Here is an 18,085-nt window from a genome sequence, read left to right as displayed (position 1 = left end):
GCCGGGCGCCCCATTGGCCTTCCGCCCCATCCTGCCGATATCCTGCCCTGCAAGACACGGAGCGCACCATGGCCGCCTATGATTTCGACCTTTTTGTCATCGGCGGCGGCTCGGCCGGCGTGCGCTGCGGGCGCATTGCCGCGGGGCACGGGGCGCGCGTGGCGGTGGCCGAGCAACGCTTCTGGGGCGGCACCTGCGTCAATGTCGGCTGCGTGCCCAAGAAGATCATGGTGAACGCCGCCGAATACGGCGCCTGGGCGCAGGATGCAGCGGCCTTCGGCTGGGACATCACGGTCGCCGGCCACGACTGGGGCAAGCTTGCCGCCGCGCGCGATGCCGAGGTCGCGCGCCTGTCGGGCATCTACGGCAAGCTGCTGGCGGGCGCGGGCGTCACCTCCTTCGATGCGCGCGCGACCTTCATCGACGCACACACGCTCGATGTCGGCGGCCAGCGCGTCACGGCGGAACGCATCGTCATCGCGACCGGCGGCACCCCGCTGCGCCTCGACATCCCGGGCGCGGAGCTCGGCCTGGTCTCGGACGACCTGTTCACGCTGAAGGCGCTGCCCAGGCGCAGCATCGTCATCGGGGCGGGCTACATCGCGGTGGAATTCGCCACAATCCTGCAGGGGCTGGGCTCCGAGGTGGACCTGATGTACCGCGCCCCCCTGCCGCTGCGCGGCTTCGACGAGGATGTCCGCGGCGCGGCCGCCGAGGCGCTGGCCGCGCAGGGCATGCGCCTGAACCCCGATGTCGCGCCGACGCGCATCGCCGAGGTCGACGGCCACCTGATGGTGTCAATGTCCAACAACTTCATGCGCGAGGCCGATGCGGTGTTCTTCTGCACCGGCCGCGCGCCGAACACCGCGGGGCTTGGCCTGGACGCCGCCGGCGTGGCGACGAACGAAGCGGGCGCGGTCACGGTGGATGACGAACACCGCACATCGGTGCCGCACATCTACGCCATCGGCGATGTGATCGACCGGGTGAACCTGACGCCGATGGCCACCGCCGTCGGCCACGCCCTGGCCGATACGCTGTTCGGCAACAACCCGCGCCGCGCCAGCTACGAGAACGTGCCCACCGCCGTGTTCATGTCGCCCCCCATCGCGACGGTCGGCCTGACGGAGACCGACGCGGCGCGGATCGGCCCGGTGGACATCTACGCCACGCGCTTCACGCCGATGCGCCACACCATCAGCAAGCGGGAAGGACGGCGCACGCTGATGAAGCTGGTGGTCTGCCAGCGCACGCAGAAGGTGCTGGGCGCACATATGCTCGGCGAGGATTCCGCCGAGATCATGCAGGGCATCGGCATCGCCATCGCGATGGGCGCGACGAAGCAGGATTTCGACCGCACCATCGGCATCCACCCGACCGCCGCCGAGGAATTCGTCACGCTGCGCACCCGCACGCGCGAGGCCGGCGTGGTTCAGGCGGCGCAGTAGCCGCCGCCCGCCGCATCGGCGCCTCACGCCAGGCCGTTGATCCGTGCCTCGAAGCCGCGGAACAGGCCGACCGCCTTGGCGTCGAAGAAGGGCAGGATCTGGCTGAGGAAGACCCCCGCCGTGCCGCGCCCATGGTCGATCCAGTAGAAGGTATTGCCCAGCCCCGCCCAGGCCAGCCCGCCCGCCGCGCGGCCCTGCGGCGACTGCGCGCGGTTGACCAGGAACGACAGGCCCCAGCCGCAGGACAGGCCGGGGAAGAAATCCGCGTCATGGGTTGCGGCGGGCAGCGCGCTGACCATGGGCTGCACCGATAGCGGCGCGATCTGGTCGCGCGCCATCTCGGCGACCGTCGTGGCCTTCAGCAACCGCTCCCGCCCATGCCGCCCGCCATTCAGGATCATCCTCGCGAAGGCCATGTAGTCGGCGGCGGTGGAATACAGCCCGCCGCCGCCGGTATCGAATTCCGGGTCCTGCTCGGTCTCGAAGGGGATCGGCGCCAGGGCGCCATCGGCGGCGCGCACATGCATGCCCGCCAGGCGGGCGCGCATGTCGGGTCGCAGCTTGAAGGCCGTGTCGGTCATGCCGAGCGGGCCAAAGATGGTCTCCGCCATATGCGTGCCGAGCCGCTGGCCGGTCACCGCCTCGACCATCTTGCCCGCCCAGTCGAGGCCGATGCCGTAGTGCCAGCCCTCGCCGGGGTCGAACAGCAGCGGCAGGTTCAGTGCGGCGTTGCGGCAGGTGCTCATGGATGGCGTGCCGGTGGCCTTGCGGAAGCGCAGGATCTCCGCGCTCCACATGTCGTAGGCGAAGCCGGAGGTATGGGTCAGCAGGTGCCGCAGCGTGACCGGGCGCCGGGGCGCGCGCAGCACCGGCTGGCCGGCGGCGTCGAAGCCCTCCAGCACCTGCACGGCGCCGAGCGCCGGCAGCACCTCCGCCGCCGGGGCATCGAGCGACAGCCGCCCGGCCTCGACCAGGCGCATCGCCGCGGTCGCGGTGATCGCCTTGGTCATGGAGGCGATCCAGAACACCGTATCCCCTGCCATGGCATCGTCCGTGCCCAGCCGGCGGAGGCCATACCCGGCGACGAAGCCCGCTTCGTCCCGCCCGCCGGCGGCGACCACCACCCCCGGGATCTCGCCGGCCTGCACGGCCCCCTGCATCAGGATTGCGACAGCGTCGTTGTGGTCCATGGCGTCCTCTCATGGCGGCCCCGCAAGCCTCGCACGGACGCCGCACTTCCCCCATCCCCGGCCGCGCGGCTAAGGTGGCGGGCTTTCATGGAGGAGAGTGCCAGACAATGACCGCGCGAGGCTGGAGCCCCGAATCATGGCGGGCGATGCCGATCCGGCAGGTGCCGGACTACCCGGACCAGGCGGCGCTTGCCGCGATGGAAGGGAAGATCGCGCGATTTCCCCCGCTGGTTTTTGCAGGCGAGGCCCGGCGCCTCCGGGCGGCGCTCGCGCGCGCCGGCGATGGACAGGCCTTCGTGCTGCAGGGCGGGGACTGCGCCGAGAGCTTCGGCGACTTCACCGCCAACGTCATCCGCGACACCTTCCGCGTGCTGCTGCAGATGGCCGTGGTGCTGACCTTCGGCGGCCAGGTGCCGGTGGTGAAGCTCGGGCGCATGGCGGGGCAGTTCGCCAAGCCGCGCAGCAGCGACACTGAGACCCAGAACGGCGTCTCCCTGCCATCCTATCGTGGCGACATCGTCAACGGCCCCGACTTCACGCCCGAGGCGCGCATCCCCGACCCGTCGCGCATGGAATTCGCCTACATGCAGTCGGCCGGCACGATGAACCTGCTGCGCGCCTTCGCGACGGGTGGGTATGCGGACCTGCACCATGTGCACCGCTGGAACCTCGGCTTCGTCGAGCGCAGCCCGCTGGCCAGCCGCTATGCGGACCTGGCCACGCGCATCGACCAGACGCTGAACTTCATGCAGGCGTGTGGCATGTCCGACCTGCCGCAGGTGCGCGAGACGGATTTCTACACCAGCCACGAAAGCCTGCTGCTGCCCTATGAGCAGGCGCTGACCCGCGTGGATTCCACCACCGGCGATGCCTATGCCTGTTCGGCCCACTTCCTGTGGATCGGCGACCGCACCCGCCAGCCGGACGGCGCGCATGTGGAATTCCTGCGCGGCGTGAAGAACCCGATCGGCATGAAGGTCGGCCCGTCCATGGATGCGGACGAGCTGGTGCGCCTGACCGAAATCCTGAACCCGGTGAACGAGAAGGGCCGGCTGACCCTGATCTCCCGCATGGGTCACGACAAGGTCGAGGCCAAGCTGGCGCCGCTGGTGCGCGCGGTCCAGAAGGCCGGGCGCAACGTCACCTGGCTGTGCGACCCGATGCACGGCAACACCACGACGGTCGCCGGCTACAAGACCCGCGTCTTCGATTCCATCCTGGCAGAGGTGCGCGGCTTCTTCGACGTGCACGAGGCCGAGGGCACCATCGCCGGCGGCGTGCATGTCGAGATGACCGGCTCCGACGTGACCGAATGCCTGGGCGGTGCGCACCGGCTGTCCGAGACCGACCTGTCCGCCAACTACGCGACCTTCTGCGACCCGCGGCTGAATGCCGAGCAGTCGCTGGAACTGGCCTTCCTGATCGCGGAGGAATTGAAGGCGCGCAGGTCGGCCGGGCAGGCGGCGCCGGCCCAGGCCGCGCAGTGAACAAGCCGCCACCGCTGGGCGGCACCCCGCTCGGTGCCGCGCTGGCCACCGGGGTGCCGCGGCGCGCGGCGCCCGATGCGCCGGCGGCCGATACCGCCGATGCGGTGATCGCCGCGCGGACCGATTCCTACTTCAACCGCACCAAGGCGATCGTGCAGCGCTTCGGCGATGCGCGCGTGACCTATGCGGTGTTCCTGCGCCGGCCGGTGGTCTCCGCACCACGGCTGATGCTGGATTGGCTGCGCGCGGTGGCCAAGGCGCGCGGCGCCGACATCGACATCGAATTGATGCACGAGGAAGGGCAGTGGGTCGGCGCGGGCGACCCGCTGCTGTATGTGACCGGGTCCTTCGTGGCGCTGGCGGACCTCGAGACCATCCTGCTGCAGAAGCTGGGCGCGGCCTGCGTCGCCGCGCACAACGCCTACCAGATGTGCCTGGAACTGCCGGGCGTGGCGTTCCTGGCCATGGAGGCGCGGCACTGCGCCGGCGCCGAGATGCAGGAGATGATGGCCTATGCCGCCGCCGTCGGGTCCCGCGCGGCCCAGGCCGAGGGCGCCCGCGGCTTCATCGGCAATGCCAACGACGCCACCGCGCACTGGTTCGGCCAGAATGCCGGGCGCGGTACCATGCCGCATGCGCTGATCGGCTATGCCGGGTCCACCGTGCGGGCCGCCGAGATGTTCCACGAGGCCTTCCCGACCGAGGCCTTGACGGTGCTGGTGGATTACTTCGGGCGGGAGGTGACCGACGGGCTCGCGGTGGCGCACCGTTTTCCCGCGCTCGCCGCGGAAGGCCGGCTCGCGATGCGGCTCGACACCCATGGCGGGCGGTTCCTGGAAGGGCTCGACCCGGCGGAATCCTACGCCGTGCTGGAACGCCACGCGCCCGGTGCGATCCGCCGCTACCGCAGCGAGACGGAGCTGCGGCACCTGGTCGGCACCGGTGTCTCCGCCGCTGCGGTGTGGCGGATGCGCGAGGCGCTGGACGAAGCGGGCTTCCCCAAGGTGCGGATCGTCGCCTCCTCCGGCTTCGGCGTGGGCAAGTGCCGCGTCATGCACGAGGCCCGCGCGCCGATCGACGTGGTCGGCACCGGGTCCTTCATTCCCGATGTCTGGAGCGAGACCTACGCCACCGCCGACATCGTCGACTATGACGGCGCCGCGCGCGTGAAGGTCGGCCGCGAGTTCCTGCTGCGCCATGGCGAGGCGCGGCGGAAGAACGGCGGCCACGCATGAGGGTGGTGCGCCGCGCCGGGCCGGCGCCCTGCGGCGCATCCGTCGCCCCAGCCGGCCCGCGCGTCGAGGGCTGAACCTCGCCAAGCCAGACCGACAGCGCGCGCGAACGGCGCATCGGCTGGCTCTGCGCCGGGTTGCTGCTGCTGGTCTGGGCGAGCTTCCACCTGGTCTCGCGCTTCATCGTCCGCGACGGGCTGACGCCCTGGGATGTGGCGATGCTGCGCTACCTCGGCGCCTTCGTCTGCGTGCTGCCGCTGCTGGCCCTGCATGGCCGGCCGCGGATCGCGCCGCGCCGGCTGCCGGCGGTGCTGGTCTTCGCCGGCTTTGGCTTCCCGCTCTGCGCCTATGCCGGGTACCAGCTGGCGCCGGCAGCGCATGGCGCGACGGTGATGGCGGCTGGCCTGCCTGCCGTCACCGCGCTGCTCGGCGCCGCGCTCGGTCAGTCGCGGCTGACGCTGCGGCGGGTGGCGGGGCTCGGCGTCATCTGCCTGGGCAGCGTGTTGCTGGCCTGGACCACGAGCGGCGCCTGGGAGGGTGCCTGGCGGGGCGACCTGCTGTTCCTGGCGGCGGTGTCGAGCTGGGCGGTCTATACGCTGCTCGTGCAACGCTGGGCATTGCCGGCGCTCGATACCACCATCGCGATCGGGCTGCTGGCCGCACCGATCTTCCTGCCGATCTGGTGGTTGTTCCTGCCCTCGGGCCTGGCGCAGGCATCCTGGACGGTGATCCTGACGCAGGCGGCGTTCCAGGGGGCAGGGGCCTCGGTGCTGGCGGGCATCCTCTACACGCGATCGGTCGCGGCGCTGGGGCCGACCGCGACGACCATGATCGGCGCGGCGGTGCCCGCCCTGGTCGCGCTGACCGCCTGGCCGCTGCTGGGGGAGGTGCTGCCGCCGGTCGGCATCCTGGCGGTGCTGATGGTCTCGGCCGGCATGTTGGTGGGGATCGGGCGGCGTCCCCCCTGACGCGGGCGCGCGGGTTGCTCTATCTATCCGCCATCATGGCCGACACGCTGAAGATCGCCCTCGCGCAGATCAACACCACGCATGTGGGCGCGCTGCGCGCCAATGCCGACCGCATCCGCGCCGCGCGGGCCGAGGGGGCGCGGCTGGGCGCCGACCTGGTGGTCACGCCGGAATTCTCGGTGGGCGGGTATCTGCCCGAGGACCTGGTCCGCAAGCCGGCCTATGTCGCCGCCTGCGCGGAGGTCATCGCCGAACTGGCCGCCGAGACCGCGGATGGCGGGCCGGGACTGATCGTCGGCGGCCCCTGGCAGGATGGCGGGAAGCTGTTCAACGCCGCCTTCCTGCTCGATGGCGGACGGATCGCCGCGCGCCGCGCCAAGCACGAACTGCCCAACTACGGCGTGTTCGACGAAAAGCGTGTGTTCGACGCCGGCCCGGTGCCCGGCCCCGTTCCCTTCCGAGGCTTCCGGATCGGGCTGATGGTCTGCGAGGATTGGTGGCTGCCGACCGTGGCGGAGACGCTGTGCGAGACCGGCGCCGAGATCCTGCTCTCGGTCAACGGTTCCCCCTTCGAAGCCGACAAGCACGACTGCCAGCGCCTGCCGCTGGCGGTCTCGCGCGTGGTCGAGACCGGGCTGCCCTTCGTCTTCCTCGGCCAGGTGGGCGCGCAGGACGAGATCGTGTTCGACGGCGCGTCCTTCGTGCTGAACCCCGACCGGTCGCTGGCGCAGCTGCTGCCGATGTTTGAGGAACGCGTGGTAGTGACCGAATGGCGGCGCGAGGGCGATCGCCTGGTCTGCACGCCGGGCGAGATCACGCGCACGCCCGATAGCCTCGGGCAGGTCTATGGCGCGATGACACTCGGCCTGCGGGACTATGTGAACAAGAACGGCTTTCCCGGCGTGGTGCTGGGGCTGTCCGGCGGCATCGATTCTGCCATCTCGGCCGCTGTGGCGGTCGATGCGCTGGGGGCGGACCGCGTCCATGCGGTGATGATGCCATCGCCCTATACCAGCGCCGACAGCCTGGAGGACGCGGCGGAATGCGCCCGCCTGCTCGGCATCCGCTACGACACCATCGGCATCGGCCCGGCGATGGAGGCCTTCGGGGCCATGCTGGCGCCGGCCTTCGGCAACCGTCCGGCCGACATCACCGAGGAAAACATCCAGTCGCGCATCCGCGGCGTCACGCTGATGGCGCTGTCGAACAAGTTCGGATCGATGCTGCTGACCACCGGCAACAAGTCCGAGATGAGCACCGGCTACGCCACCATCTATGGCGACATGGCGGGCGGCTATTCGGTGCTGAAGGATGTCTACAAGACCATGGTCTTCGCGCTGTGCCGTTGGCGCAACGCGCATGTGCCGGCAGGCGGGCTTGGCCCCGCCGGGCTGGTGATGCCAGATCGCGTCATCACCAAGCCGCCGTCCGCCGAACTGCGCCCCGACCAGAAGGACCAGGACAGCCTGCCGCCCTATGAGGTGCTGGACGCCATCCTGGAAGGGCTGATCGAGGGCGAGAAATCCGTCGATGCGCTGGTGGCCGACGGCCATGACCGCGCGTTGGTGCTGCGCGTGTGGAAGCTGCTGGACCGCGCCGAGTACAAGCGCCGCCAGGCGCCGCCGGGGGTGAAGATCACCGCACGCGCGTTTGGCCGCGACCGGCGGTATCCGATCACCAACGGCTTCACCGCTCTCGTTCGCTGACCTCCTGCCCGTGCCCGTCGCGGCCTTGACACGCCCGGCACGGCCCGCCATCAAGGGTTTCCGAACACTCGCTGGGGTAACGCCTCCTCCCGACGCGTCCTCGCCTGACCCACTTGTGCCCTGACACGCCCGGGTCTTTTGTGTCCGGGGCGTGTCACGACACAGGGGTCGGCGCCGGGCAGGAGGGGCAAGGCATGGGAAGTCTGAGGCAGAGGTCGGGGGCCTGGACCGCGGCTGTGCGCCGCGACGGGCAGTCGCAGTTTAGAACTTTCAGCACGAAGGCAGACGCTCAGGCGTGGATAACGGCGACAGAAGCCGGCATTCGCAGAGGTGAGGTTGTCGGGCGTGCAGGGCCGGCGCGCACGGTGGCAGACGCCATCGACGGCTATGTTGCAGACTTCGCGGACAGCAAGGCATGGGGTCAGAATAAGGAGAACACCCTCGCCGTCATCCGGCGCGAGATTGGCCTCGTTCCGCTGCGCGACCTGAGCAAGACCAGGGTAATAGCCTGGTTGAAGGACATGGAAGGTCGGGGACCTGCGACCCGGGCGTCGTTCCTGTCCTATCTGACCGCGGCCATGCGCGGGGCGAAGGACGCCCGCAACCTACCTGTCAATGTGAACGCCCTCGAGGAGGCGCGGTCCACGGCAACCGGGATGGGCCTGATAGGTCGGTCCAAGGTGCGCACGGCCCGGATAACCTTCGCGCAGGCTATGGAAGCGGCGGCGGCGGCCCGGGACGACGAGACAAGGGACCTGATAACCCTGCTCGCGCACCTCCCTCTGCGCATGGGGGAGGCTCTGCAGTTTTCGGCGGAGACGCGGCACGGTCCGGACGGCCGCGCGCAGGCGGTCCGGAGAAAAGACCCGCGAGGCCCGAAGGCGGCCATCATCCCCCTGCCCGTCATCCGGGGCCTGGACCTTGCGGAGTTGGTCAACAGGCGCATCGACGCGGGCGGGGGCCGGGCATGGCCGCATCGCACGCTGGTCTATAGCATGCGCATCCGGCGTCTGTTCGATCGGCTCGGGCTTGAGAACACCGCACATGACCTGCGCGCCATGGTCATCACGGAATGGCTTATGAATTCGGTGCCCCTGCCTGTCGTGCAGAGGTTCAGCGGCCATACGGGGAACACCAGCACCACGCTGCGCGTCTATAGCCGGGTGAATGAGGCCGAAGTGCTGGCCGCGCTCACGGAGAGGATGGGGGGCTAGATAGCCCCCCGGCGCGCAACGCCGAATGACTGCCGCATGACGCCGTCCATCTGGCCCTTGGCCATCGCATCTTGGACAAGGGCCACCACGGCGATTTCAATCTCGCGGCCCCCCAGGCTGTTCGTCCGCTCGGTTGCGGTCGCCCTGGTGTTTGGTGCCGTGTTGTTCACGACGATGTTCACGTCGCCACCGCCGCGGGCCTGCGGGTCCGGGATTACCAGCCCGCGCCCGATGGTGCCGCCCTCGCTTCCGAAGGACAGCGCGCGCGCCACGCCCCCGCCGCCGTCGCCACCCTCCGCAGGGAAGCCCGCGAAGGCGCGGCCCTGGCCCGTGCTGCCCCCGCTGCCCGGCGGTGGCGTGCCGATGGCCCCACCGAACGCATTGAAGGCTGCCTTGAGCGTCTGTAGGATGGCCGCCTGGATGGTCATCTTGTAGACGAAGTCGATGACCGAACTCAGGATGCTTGAGAGGGTCTTCTTCCATGCATCTTCGAATGACACGGCCCCGGTGCCAAGTGCGGCCAGCGTGGCGCTGAACTGCCCGTCGATTGCTTCCGCGGCGCTGTCGCTCGCCTTCTGCAGCGCGGTCGCCGTGGACTGCGCACCGCTCGCCACGGCATCCGTGGCGCGCTTCGCGATTGCTTGCCACTGCTCAAATGACAGGCCGCTACCCGCGAGGCTCTCTCCCATCGCGGCCAGGGCGGCATCCACCTTCGCGCGGGCCTGCTCGGCGCTGGCGCCACCCTGCGTGAGCGACGTGCTGAGCGTCGTGGCGTAGGTTTCCACGGCCCGGGTGACGGTCTCGATGCCGCCGAGGGCCGAAAGCCGGCCGCTGCTAAACAGTTCGAAGGTTCGCGCGATGGAAGCGTTAAAGTTCTCCAACGGGTTCCTGGTCTGGTCATACAGGCGCTGCGCGGCGGCTGCCAGTTCATCCACGGCGCGCGACGCGCTACCTCCGCCTCCGCCGATGGCCGTGGGCGTCTGCGGCGCGTTGGGTGGTAGGGGCAGGGAGGCGTCGCGGCGCAGCCCGGCGAGTTCGCGCCGCGCGGTGGCCAGTTCGTTGGTCGTGGCCTGCGCACGGGCCTGGACGTCTGCCAGAAGCACCGCGTTCTGCTGCGCGGCGAACGAGTCCGGGTCCCTGCTGGCGTTCTGTTGGGCCTCAAGCAGGCGCCGTTCCTGCTGCAACAGGCCCTGCATCGCGTTGTCGAGTTGCGTGACGCGCCGGGTCGCGGCCTCGAGTGGCGAGGTGGGGATGATGTTGAACAGTTGGCCCACCAACCGGAAGGTGCCGACGATGTCCTCAATTCTGTTGATGACGAACGCGATGGCATTCGTGATGTAGTCGAGGAAGGTCGCAATCACGGGCGTGACGAACGCGATGGCATTCGTTATGGCGGTGTTGATGACGGAGCCCAGGTCGTCCCACGCGAGGCTCAGGCGCCGAACGCTGTCCACGGCATCGGTGGCGAGGGAGACGCCGAACCTCTCCGACCTCGTCTGCGTGGAAGCCAGCGTGTCTCCGAGTTGCGCCATCGCGGCAATGGCGACGCGCGCGTTGTCTTCTCCGAAGAGTTGCATCGCCACGCCCAGGCGCTCGGTGTCGCTGGACATTTCGCGAAATGCCGACGACAGGTCGTCGAAGATAAGCGAGGTGTCACGGGCCGAACCGTCGATGTTGCGGAACGCGACGCCCAGCGTCGCGAAGATGTTGTTCTTCGCCTCGTCGCCGCGGCTGGCCTCGGCAACCGCAAGGCGGAATTCGCCTAGCACATCGGTGGCCTTGTCGGCGTCGGCGCCCACGGCCTGGAAGGCACCTTGCAAGGCTAGCAGATCGCGCGCACTGACGCCCAGCGACTGGCTGGCGTTGGCCAGGGCCGTGGTCTGGCTGATGGCGTTGCTGATGGCCCCGATGGCCTTGTCGAGGGCAATGTAGCCTGCTGTGACCGCTAGGAGGTTGCGACCCAGGCCGGCCAACGCGGCGCTCGCACGGCTGGTGGCGCTCGACATGCTGTTGCCGATTGCGCGGCTGGCGTTCTCGGACGTGCGCTCGGTGCGACGCAGCGCGCTCTCGGTTCGCTTGAGCGCTGCTTCCAGGTTCCCGATGCGGGCGTCGAAGGCAATGACGAGGTCTGCGGTGGCCATAGGTCGCGCTCCTCAGTTGATGGAACTGCCGGGCGGCGGGTCCGGGATAGGCGGGTTGGGCAGCACGGGCTGCGTGGGCGGGGCGCCGGTCTCTCTGAACGTCACCAGGGCCTTGACCACGTGCTTGAAGGCGTCGGCCACGATGGCGTCCATGACTTGGCGGCGGTGATGCTCGACGGCCGCGCGCACGTCCGCGGGCAGGTGCGCCGTGGCGGCGGCGGCCTCGTCACGGCTCTGGCGCTCGGTGCGCAAGAAGCCCTCGGTGATCAGCGTGAGTATGGGCCTGACATCGACAACGATGTCGGTGCCACCGGGGTCGTCGGTCACGGCGCCGGCACCACGGCCCGGGCGGTGACACGGGCCGCGGCCTCGTGTTCGTCCAGCCGGTCCAGGTGCATCTGCGCGTTGCAGAGGTCGGCTTCCGCGGTGGCCAGCGACTTGGCGAACTTGGCCTGCATTTCACGAATGCTGCCCACCTTCATCGCGGCGGCATCACGGAGGCGCACGGCGCGCTCACGGCTCACAAGACCCGGCGGGGTCGGCGTGGGCGTGGGCGGTTCCTTCGCGAACAGGGAAGCGGCCTTCGCGAGCAGACCCCCCGCACCGCGCGTGTATTCCATCGTCATCGTTACTTGCTCCTCGCCTTGAGTTCTGCGACCTCGCGTTCCAGCGCGGCGATCCGGCCCGTGATGATGGTGTGCTGCGCCCGCTCAAGGGCAGCCTTCTCCGTGTTCATCTGCTTGAGGAACATAAGGAAGCCATCACGGAAGCGGTCGAGGTCGGTGAACGACACGGACCGCTGCACCTGCGCCGAGGTGTGCTTGACGTGCGGCTTCGCCTTGCCCGGCGCACGGAAGATGTCGGACATCAGTTGAACTCCTCGTCCGTGTCGCCGGGCTGTGGAGCGCCGGCATTCCATTGGAGTTGCGCCAGCACCTGCCGCAGGAGGGTGCTGCCGGCACGCTGTTCCTCGAGCAGCGAGGCCAGCAGCGTGATAATGGTTGGCGGCGTGACCGGCGCCGACAGGATGGTGCCCCGCGGCACGGGCGGGAGGTCGATCGGTCGGGCGCCCGCTGCGATTGCCTCGTCGAGGTGGGCACACGCATCATCGAAGTCATAGACGCGCTGCGCGTCGATATGCGTAAGCACCATCGAGGCTTCGGCCGAGGTCACCTGCGCCTCCTTGCTCCCCGGAATGGGCCGGTTCGTCCGGTAGGCGAACAGGCACAGAATTGGGGTCTGCGGCCGGGTGGCGGTGGCCGGAAGGATGATTCCAATTCTGGGCGAAGCGCCCAAGGGGCCTGCGCCGGAATGGTGGGCACCGCCCGTCTGCAAGGGCTGCGGCACGACCCCGGCTTCGCTGCACTTGCGGAACAGGACGGCCGTGCGCGCGGCGCTATCCGCATCAAGCGGCGGAAAACCCTGCCTCGAGAACCATTCCGACTCCGAGATAGGGGCCGGGCGGGGGGCGGCGGTTGCAGTCTGGGAGGCTGACATTGCGAGGGGTTCCCTGTTGCGGCCATCCGGCGGGCGCTTAGCCAGGGAGGCCACTAAGCACCCGCCGGATGATGTTCGCGCAGGTCCGTGGGACCGGCATGACAGTCTAGCACAGTTCTTTGAGTGTGTCAAGATGGCGCGCAGAATAGGGCGAGTTGTGTCGAGTAACGCGAACTATAGTTCGAGTGCCCCGGGTGACAGCCTACACAAGTCTTAGGGGCCGGTGGTTTGGGGATAGGGGGGTCACCGCTTCGAACATTCCCCCCTCAAGTTTCGAACGCAAGGTTGCGCAGAACGCAAGGTCAGTCTGCAAGTAACACTGAGTGCGAGAACTTATGCGGGAGGTTCCGGCGTGGTTTTATACTGGCACGGCAATCACGCCGACCAGGAGCAACACCAATGGCCATCCATCACGCCACCGCAGCCCGCGCCGCACGTCTCGGCCTGACCCTGACCGAGGAGGCCGGGCAGGTGGTCGTCCGTTTCGAGGACGTCATCATCACGGCCGCGGAGAACCCGAAGGCCGCGCTGCAAGCGGCGGCCGACATGCTCGAGGAGGCCGGCTATGAGGAATACAACGACCTCGCCTCGGACCTTGAGCAGAACGGCGAACACGAGGGCGGGCAGCCCGGCGACCTGGAAGACCCGGAACCCGAGGAGGAGGAGGGTGGCCAGTCAGCCCTTGCCCGTCAGATGGCGAAGTTCAGGGCCAGGTATGTGAAGGACGAGACCGGTCGCACGTCCAACGGGGACGAGGTCGCCCTGGCTCTCGGCCGGGTTTGCCAGAACCTCGCCGGGCCGGAACTGAGGGCAGCCCTGGAAGACCTCGCGGCGCGGAATGCGATCGACGCGGGGAGGTGGGCGCACCTCAAGACCGGCCAGTTCCGGATGAACCTCGGGAACGTCCTGCGGGGCAAGGTGCGCCGGGGGGAGGAGGTGGTCGGCCTCTGACCGGCGGGGTCGTCGCTCGCGCGGGACGGGGGACGGACGGCCTTTTCCGGTCGCCGGGCGGCGAGGGGGCGGGCGGGCGCCGCGCGCCGCGGGAGACCCCCAGGAGGCCGGCGACGGCAGGGTCCCGGGCCGCCGCACGCACCCAGGCCAGCGCGCTGCACGGTTGGAAGAGGCTGCGCGCACGGTATAGAGGAGGCGCTGCACGGCTGGAAGAGGCTGCGCGCACGGCCCGACCGCTCCGACGCTCCGCCCTCGCGCGCCCGATCGTCCCCCGGGGGCGACGCGGACCGCCCTCTCGTTCTTCTCTCCCCCCCTCTGAGAGAGAGAGGTCGGAGTGGTCGGAGCGGTCGGAGGGCCGGCCTCCGTGGCCGCCTCTGGCCAGCCGGTTATGGTGGAGCGGGGCCGGAGCGGGATCGGAGCGGCCGGGGGACGTGCACCCCCGGCGCTGGTGTCGTGGGGGAACCGTGGCCGCCGCCCCGGCCCCCCCCGCTCCGGTCTAACAGGCCCCGCTCCGCCCCCCCGCTCCGGGATAACAGCCCCCGCGCTCCGCCCCCTCCACAAGCCCCTCACTCGCCTTTCCGGAGGCGCATTCCGTGAAGGGTGCTGACCGTCGCCTTGCCGTTCGGGTCCGTGCCCGAATTACCCCCCACCGGAATGTTTTGGAGGTCGAGCAGCCGGGCCGTGCGCGCGTCGCCCCGGACCAGAACGCGAGGCTTCTCGGCCCCCGTGAAAGCCTGCACCTCCTTGGTAACGGACGTGGGGCGCAGGGGCTTGAACCCGGCCCGTGACAGCGCGGCCTTCACCCGGAACACCTCGTTATCCGGAAAGCCCTGGCCCCGCTCGATCTTGAGGAACTCGAGCAGTTTGCCGTTCGAAATCCAGGCATCGTGACCGACAGGACCCGACCCGTCCTTGCATTCAAGCGCGTCGAGGAACCCCAGCCACTCCGCCACTTGGTCATCCCAGGCTGTCGTGACCACGGCGTCCGCGGCGCGCTCCTGCTGCGCCGTGACCAACTCGGTGGGCAGGACCAGGGCCTCGTGACCAAGTTCCTGGTAGCGGTGCAGGGACTGCGCCCACAACTGGTCGCGGTTTTCGACCACCCACGGAATGTCGATCAGGTTCGTGGTGTGCGACGCGGTCTTGAGACCCCAAAACCGCCTGTTGCCGCCCGTGTCGCGAAGGTATTCTTCACTGTTGGTGGTGCCGGCAAGGACCCAGTAGCGGGGCACGTCCATGAAGGTGCGTCCCCACGGAAACCGGAACTTGTCGGACGTGCGGGTGATGGCGGACTTGAGAGCCTCAGCCTCCGCTATGCGCATGCCCGATAGTTCGGCCAGTTCCACGACCAGACAGCCCGCGCCGCACATGCCGGCCTCTTTGGGGTTCTCCAACTGCTTCACGCTCATGCTGTCCGTGAACCACTCCTTGTAGGGCACGAGCGACGCGAAGAAGGTGGACTTACCCCCGCCCTCGCGCCCGACCAGAATGATGACCCCGTCAAACTTGGTGCCCGGCTTGAAGGCCCGTGCGGCCAGACCGCAGAACCACGCCCGCGCCATGGCTTCGTCTAGGGGCGTGCGCTCGACCTTTAGGGCCGTGAGCAGCCCTGGAATGCGGTCCTCGCCGTCCCACGGTGGCAGCGAGCGTAGCCACTCCTTGACCGGGTCGAACTTGTTTGCCTCGGCCGCCTGCGCCATCGCGCGCCAAACCTTCTCCACCGTGATGGTGTAGTTGAACAGCGTGGACACCGCGCCCACGATGGTGGCAACGATGCCGTCCCTGACCGACGCCCAGGCTGCGCCGATGTCGAGCGTGCCAATCTTGCCCTTGAGGCCCAGCAACTCGATGGTGTTGGTGTGTTCGTTGTAGCGGTAGCGCGCGTTTATCTTGAGCGCGACCATGATGTTGTCGTTGTGTGCGCAGGGGATGGCGTTGCCTTCCTTGTTCGTGCGCAACTCGTTGTCGCGCGCCGCTAGCGCCTTGGCCTTGCTCATTCGGGGCGGCTTCCCGGGCGTGACCTTCTCGCTCGGCTCTTGCCCGTCGTCGTCGGGCCTGCTATCGTCTGTCATCGGTAGTTTCCTTGCTGGTGGGGTTGGCGCCCAACCGGTTGCGTGAATAGAAGGCCGCAGGGGGTAACCTCTGCGGCCTCAAGCGTGTTGGGATGCTGCTTGCTCTGCTTTGATGCGCGCCCTCCTGTTCTTGCTCATGATGACGCCCTTCGCGCGCAGGCGACCCCGCCACCGCGCGAGCCACTCGGAGTAGTCATCTAGCGTGAGGCCGCGGGCGGCTGCGCGCCTTGCCATGATGGCTTCGCGCTCGGCGTCGGTCAGCAACGCCCAGGCCGGCCTCCACAGAGCGCCATCCAGGACCAACCGTGCGGCACGGCTGCTAATGGGGCGTCCGGGAATAGCCAGGCTTATGAGTTTGACCTGCCCACCGGCCGCGTAGGCGCGTAACGCCGCGGCCTGGAACTCGACTTCGGTCACGACCCGCCGTCCCAGTCTTCGGGTGATGGGTAGAATTCACCGCAGCGCTGTCTGGGACCAACTGTGGGGAATGCATCTTCCGCAACGGCCTCGACCACGTAGGTTACGGGGGGCGAGCGCCTACACTCACCACGGTCGTTGACGTGGCTGACATCTGCAAAGAACATGCAGACCTCGCAGCGCGCGCGGGTGTGGAAGTCTTGAGGGTTGTCGGTGGCCCAGGTCACGGCTGCTGACCCTCGGCGGCGTGCTGCGCGTCGCGCTCGGCGCGCTTGCGAGTGTAGCGCTTGTGTTCACCCCTGCGCTTGATATCACGCAGGGCCTCGGGGTTGCGCTGGCCCCACGTTCGACCCTCAACGCGGGCGCGGGCCATCCTGGCCGCATTTTTCTCGCGCTTGGTAACAACGAACGCCGCGCGCCATTTGTCGTAGGTCGCTTCGCTGTCAAATGGTGCCTTGCGCTCGACCAGCCGGCGCTTGCGGATGGCAGACCGTTCAGTGGGTGTTACTTCGACCCAGGTAAGGGGCCATAGCAGTTCGTCGAGGGCCAAAATCAAGGATTGGCGGGTGGTCGGCTCGCCCGTGAATGACAGCCGTGCCTGTTCGACCGTGGACCCGTTGGCGTAAAGACGAAGGGCGCGAACACGGTCCGCGTTGCTGTTGCCCGATGCTGCCAGTTTAGCGTCGGCATTGCGCCTGCCCGTGGCGCGCCCGCCGGCAACACCGGCTTGTGATGCCGCGCCAGGGACGTGAATACCGGTGCCGCGTTCGACGGTGAGACGACCAGACCTCCGCCCGTTCGCCGGCCCGGTCTTCCGCCCAAACGCTGCCGCATCTTCCGGTGTGAACCCATCCCCGCCGTCCAGCACGTTCAACAGCGGCCCCGTTCCGTCGATGCGCTTACCGATGGCCTTGATGATGGCCTTCTCGAGTTCGCACGCCGCCTCGTGCGCGAAACCCTCTCGCAGGACAAGCACGACCGGCTCAATGTCCGCGTCAATCAGCGCGGCCATGAAGGTGGGGTTGCCGTAGTCGGCAGCGCTCTTGCCTTCCTCACACCACCGGGCGTGCGCCCAGCATCGCGGACCCGTGCCTTTGCCCACATAGACCGGCACGGTCCCGATGACGTAGGCGTAGCAGTAGAACCCGGCCGGCACCTCGCCGGTCTGCAGCGCGCGCGCGCCGGCCAGGGCGGGATGAATGAGCGACCACGGGCAGACGGGGGCGCTGGTCTTCTTGCGCGCGCTCACGACGCCGGCTCCTGGTCCGTGATGCGCGCCAGGACCCTGGCCATGTTGGCCACGGCCAGGGCGATAGCCGCGGCGTCCTTGTCCGACAGCCTCGCGACTTGCGCTTCGGAACCCAGGTCGCGCACGGGGGCCATGAGGTTCACGGCCAAGGCGTGCAGAGAAGCCGGAACTCGGGTGGGGGCGTGCACGTCCATCACGACTTGCCCTTCGCCATGTGCGCCTTGACCCAGCGGTCCACTTCGGAACGCCGCATGAAGAAGGAATTCGCGAGGCGCACCTGCCGAGGGTAGCGGCCGGGAGAATTGCTCAAGGTCTTGCGCGCCAAGCCGGCCAAGGCCATGAACGCCTCGATGGGAATGAGGTCGTTATCCTCCATGAGCGTGTTCAGGGCCTCCTGCGGGTCAGGCTGCGTGCGGGGCACGGTGAGCGTTGCGGTGTCCAAGGTGGTCTCTCCTCTTTCCCCGGGTGGTGGTTGGGCCGCCCGGCCCCACCATCCTACCATCCACTGCGGCC

18 protein-coding genes are annotated in these 18,085 nt (G+C 68.8%); 7 read left to right on the top strand and 11 right to left on the bottom strand.

Translation table 11 applies throughout. The features are described 5' to 3' along the window. Nucleotides 1-68: 68 nt before the first annotated feature. On the top strand, nucleotides 69-1,448 hold the full coding sequence (gorA, locus tag LQ222_RS05925) for a glutathione-disulfide reductase (RefSeq protein WP_230165111.1): 1,380 nt from the start codon (nucleotides 69-71) through the stop codon (nucleotides 1,446-1,448). 23 nt (nucleotides 1,449-1,471) lie between these two features. On the opposite strand, the gene LQ222_RS05920 is transcribed toward gorA, so the two are convergent. Further along, nucleotides 1,472-2,638: a serine hydrolase gene (locus tag LQ222_RS05920; protein ID WP_230165110.1), complete on the bottom strand. Its 1,167-nt coding sequence runs from the start codon at nucleotides 2,636-2,638 to the stop codon at nucleotides 1,472-1,474. 107 nt (nucleotides 2,639-2,745) lie between these two features. Here LQ222_RS05920 and LQ222_RS05915 point away from each other — a divergent pair, with 107 nt between their 5' ends. From LQ222_RS05915 to LQ222_RS05895, 5 genes are all read left to right on the top strand, one after another. Further along, nucleotides 2,746-4,125, top strand: a complete 1,380-nt coding sequence (locus tag LQ222_RS05915) for a class II 3-deoxy-7-phosphoheptulonate synthase (protein WP_230165109.1) — start codon at nucleotides 2,746-2,748, stop codon at nucleotides 4,123-4,125. 53 nt (nucleotides 4,126-4,178) lie between these two features. Next, nucleotides 4,179-5,360 carry a nicotinate phosphoribosyltransferase gene (locus tag LQ222_RS05910; protein WP_374202156.1) on the top strand — a complete coding sequence of 394 codons (1,182 nt, stop codon included), beginning with the start codon at nucleotides 4,179-4,181 and terminating at the stop codon, nucleotides 5,358-5,360. A 113-nt stretch (nucleotides 5,361-5,473) separates the two neighbouring features. Beyond that, entirely contained in the window at nucleotides 5,474-6,325 is an 852-nt protein-coding gene (locus LQ222_RS05905; RefSeq protein WP_256444004.1) for a DMT family transporter, read from the top strand. Between the two features lie 35 nt (nucleotides 6,326-6,360). Beyond that, nucleotides 6,361-8,031: an NAD+ synthase gene (locus LQ222_RS05900; RefSeq protein WP_230165235.1), complete on the top strand. Its 1,671-nt coding sequence runs from the start codon at nucleotides 6,361-6,363 to the stop codon at nucleotides 8,029-8,031. Between the two features lie 365 nt (nucleotides 8,032-8,396). Further along, a complete protein-coding gene (locus tag LQ222_RS05895) occupies nucleotides 8,397-9,245 on the top strand; it encodes a hypothetical protein (protein WP_230165106.1) in 849 nt (282 codons plus the stop codon). Here LQ222_RS05895 and LQ222_RS05890 read toward each other — a convergent pair. Genes LQ222_RS05890 through LQ222_RS05870 form a run of 5 tightly spaced genes read right to left on the bottom strand, consistent with a single transcriptional unit; the run spans nucleotide 9,242 to nucleotide 12,883 of the window. After that, complete coding sequence (locus LQ222_RS05890) at nucleotides 9,242-11,386, bottom strand: phage tail tape measure protein (RefSeq protein ID WP_230165105.1); 2,145 nt, start codon at nucleotides 11,384-11,386, stop codon at nucleotides 9,242-9,244. The two genes, LQ222_RS05895 and LQ222_RS05890, sit on opposite strands and share 4 nt — an antisense overlap. Before the next feature lie 12 nt (nucleotides 11,387-11,398). Next, nucleotides 11,399-11,713, bottom strand: a complete 315-nt coding sequence (locus LQ222_RS05885; RefSeq protein ID WP_230165104.1) for a hypothetical protein — start codon at nucleotides 11,711-11,713, stop codon at nucleotides 11,399-11,401. Further along, complete coding sequence (locus tag LQ222_RS05880) at nucleotides 11,710-12,012, bottom strand: hypothetical protein (protein ID WP_230165103.1); 303 nt, start codon at nucleotides 12,010-12,012, stop codon at nucleotides 11,710-11,712. The genes LQ222_RS05885 and LQ222_RS05880 overlap by 4 nt, the downstream gene beginning before the upstream one ends. 2 nt (nucleotides 12,013-12,014) lie before the next feature. Beyond that, complete coding sequence (locus LQ222_RS05875) at nucleotides 12,015-12,254, bottom strand: hypothetical protein (RefSeq protein ID WP_230165102.1); 240 nt, start codon at nucleotides 12,252-12,254, stop codon at nucleotides 12,015-12,017. Then, nucleotides 12,254-12,883, bottom strand: a complete 630-nt coding sequence (locus LQ222_RS05870; RefSeq protein ID WP_230165101.1) for a hypothetical protein — start codon at nucleotides 12,881-12,883, stop codon at nucleotides 12,254-12,256. Before LQ222_RS05870 ends, LQ222_RS05875 begins: the two co-directional genes overlap by 1 nt. Nucleotides 12,884-13,282: 399 nt before the next feature. On the opposite strand from LQ222_RS05870, the gene LQ222_RS05865 reads away from it, so the two are divergent. Continuing rightward, the gene (locus LQ222_RS05865; RefSeq protein ID WP_230165100.1) at nucleotides 13,283-13,834 is read left to right on the top strand and encodes a hypothetical protein; all 552 of its coding nucleotides are present in this window, start codon (nucleotides 13,283-13,285) and stop codon (nucleotides 13,832-13,834) included. 566 nt (nucleotides 13,835-14,400) lie between these two features. Here the strand turns inward: LQ222_RS05865 and LQ222_RS05860 are convergent. The 5 genes from LQ222_RS05860 to LQ222_RS05840 form a co-directional block, all read right to left on the bottom strand. Then, nucleotides 14,401-15,831 carry a virulence-associated E family protein gene (locus tag LQ222_RS05860; RefSeq protein WP_230165099.1) on the bottom strand — a complete coding sequence of 477 codons (1,431 nt, stop codon included), beginning with the start codon at nucleotides 15,829-15,831 and terminating at the stop codon, nucleotides 14,401-14,403. Nucleotides 15,832-15,984: 153 nt separating this feature from the next. Continuing rightward, complete coding sequence (locus LQ222_RS05855; protein WP_230165097.1) at nucleotides 15,985-16,323, bottom strand: hypothetical protein; 339 nt, start codon at nucleotides 16,321-16,323, stop codon at nucleotides 15,985-15,987. 223 nt (nucleotides 16,324-16,546) lie between these two features. Further along, on the bottom strand, nucleotides 16,547-17,572 hold the full coding sequence (locus LQ222_RS05850; protein ID WP_230165096.1) for a hypothetical protein: 1,026 nt from the start codon (nucleotides 17,570-17,572) through the stop codon (nucleotides 16,547-16,549). Beyond that, nucleotides 17,569-17,766: a hypothetical protein gene (locus LQ222_RS05845; protein WP_230165095.1), complete on the bottom strand. Its 198-nt coding sequence runs from the start codon at nucleotides 17,764-17,766 to the stop codon at nucleotides 17,569-17,571. The genes LQ222_RS05850 and LQ222_RS05845 overlap by 4 nt, the downstream gene beginning before the upstream one ends. Then, a complete protein-coding gene (locus LQ222_RS05840) occupies nucleotides 17,766-18,014 on the bottom strand; it encodes a hypothetical protein (RefSeq protein ID WP_230165094.1) in 249 nt (82 codons plus the stop codon). The genes LQ222_RS05845 and LQ222_RS05840 overlap by 1 nt, the downstream gene beginning before the upstream one ends. Nucleotides 18,015-18,085: the final 71 nt, after the last annotated feature.

This window comes from Roseomonas sp. CECT 9278, from assembly GCF_918698155.1.
In the GTDB taxonomy this organism is placed as follows: domain Bacteria; phylum Pseudomonadota; class Alphaproteobacteria; order Acetobacterales; family Acetobacteraceae; genus Neoroseomonas.
This window is presented reverse-complemented; position numbering and strand designations above follow the sequence as displayed.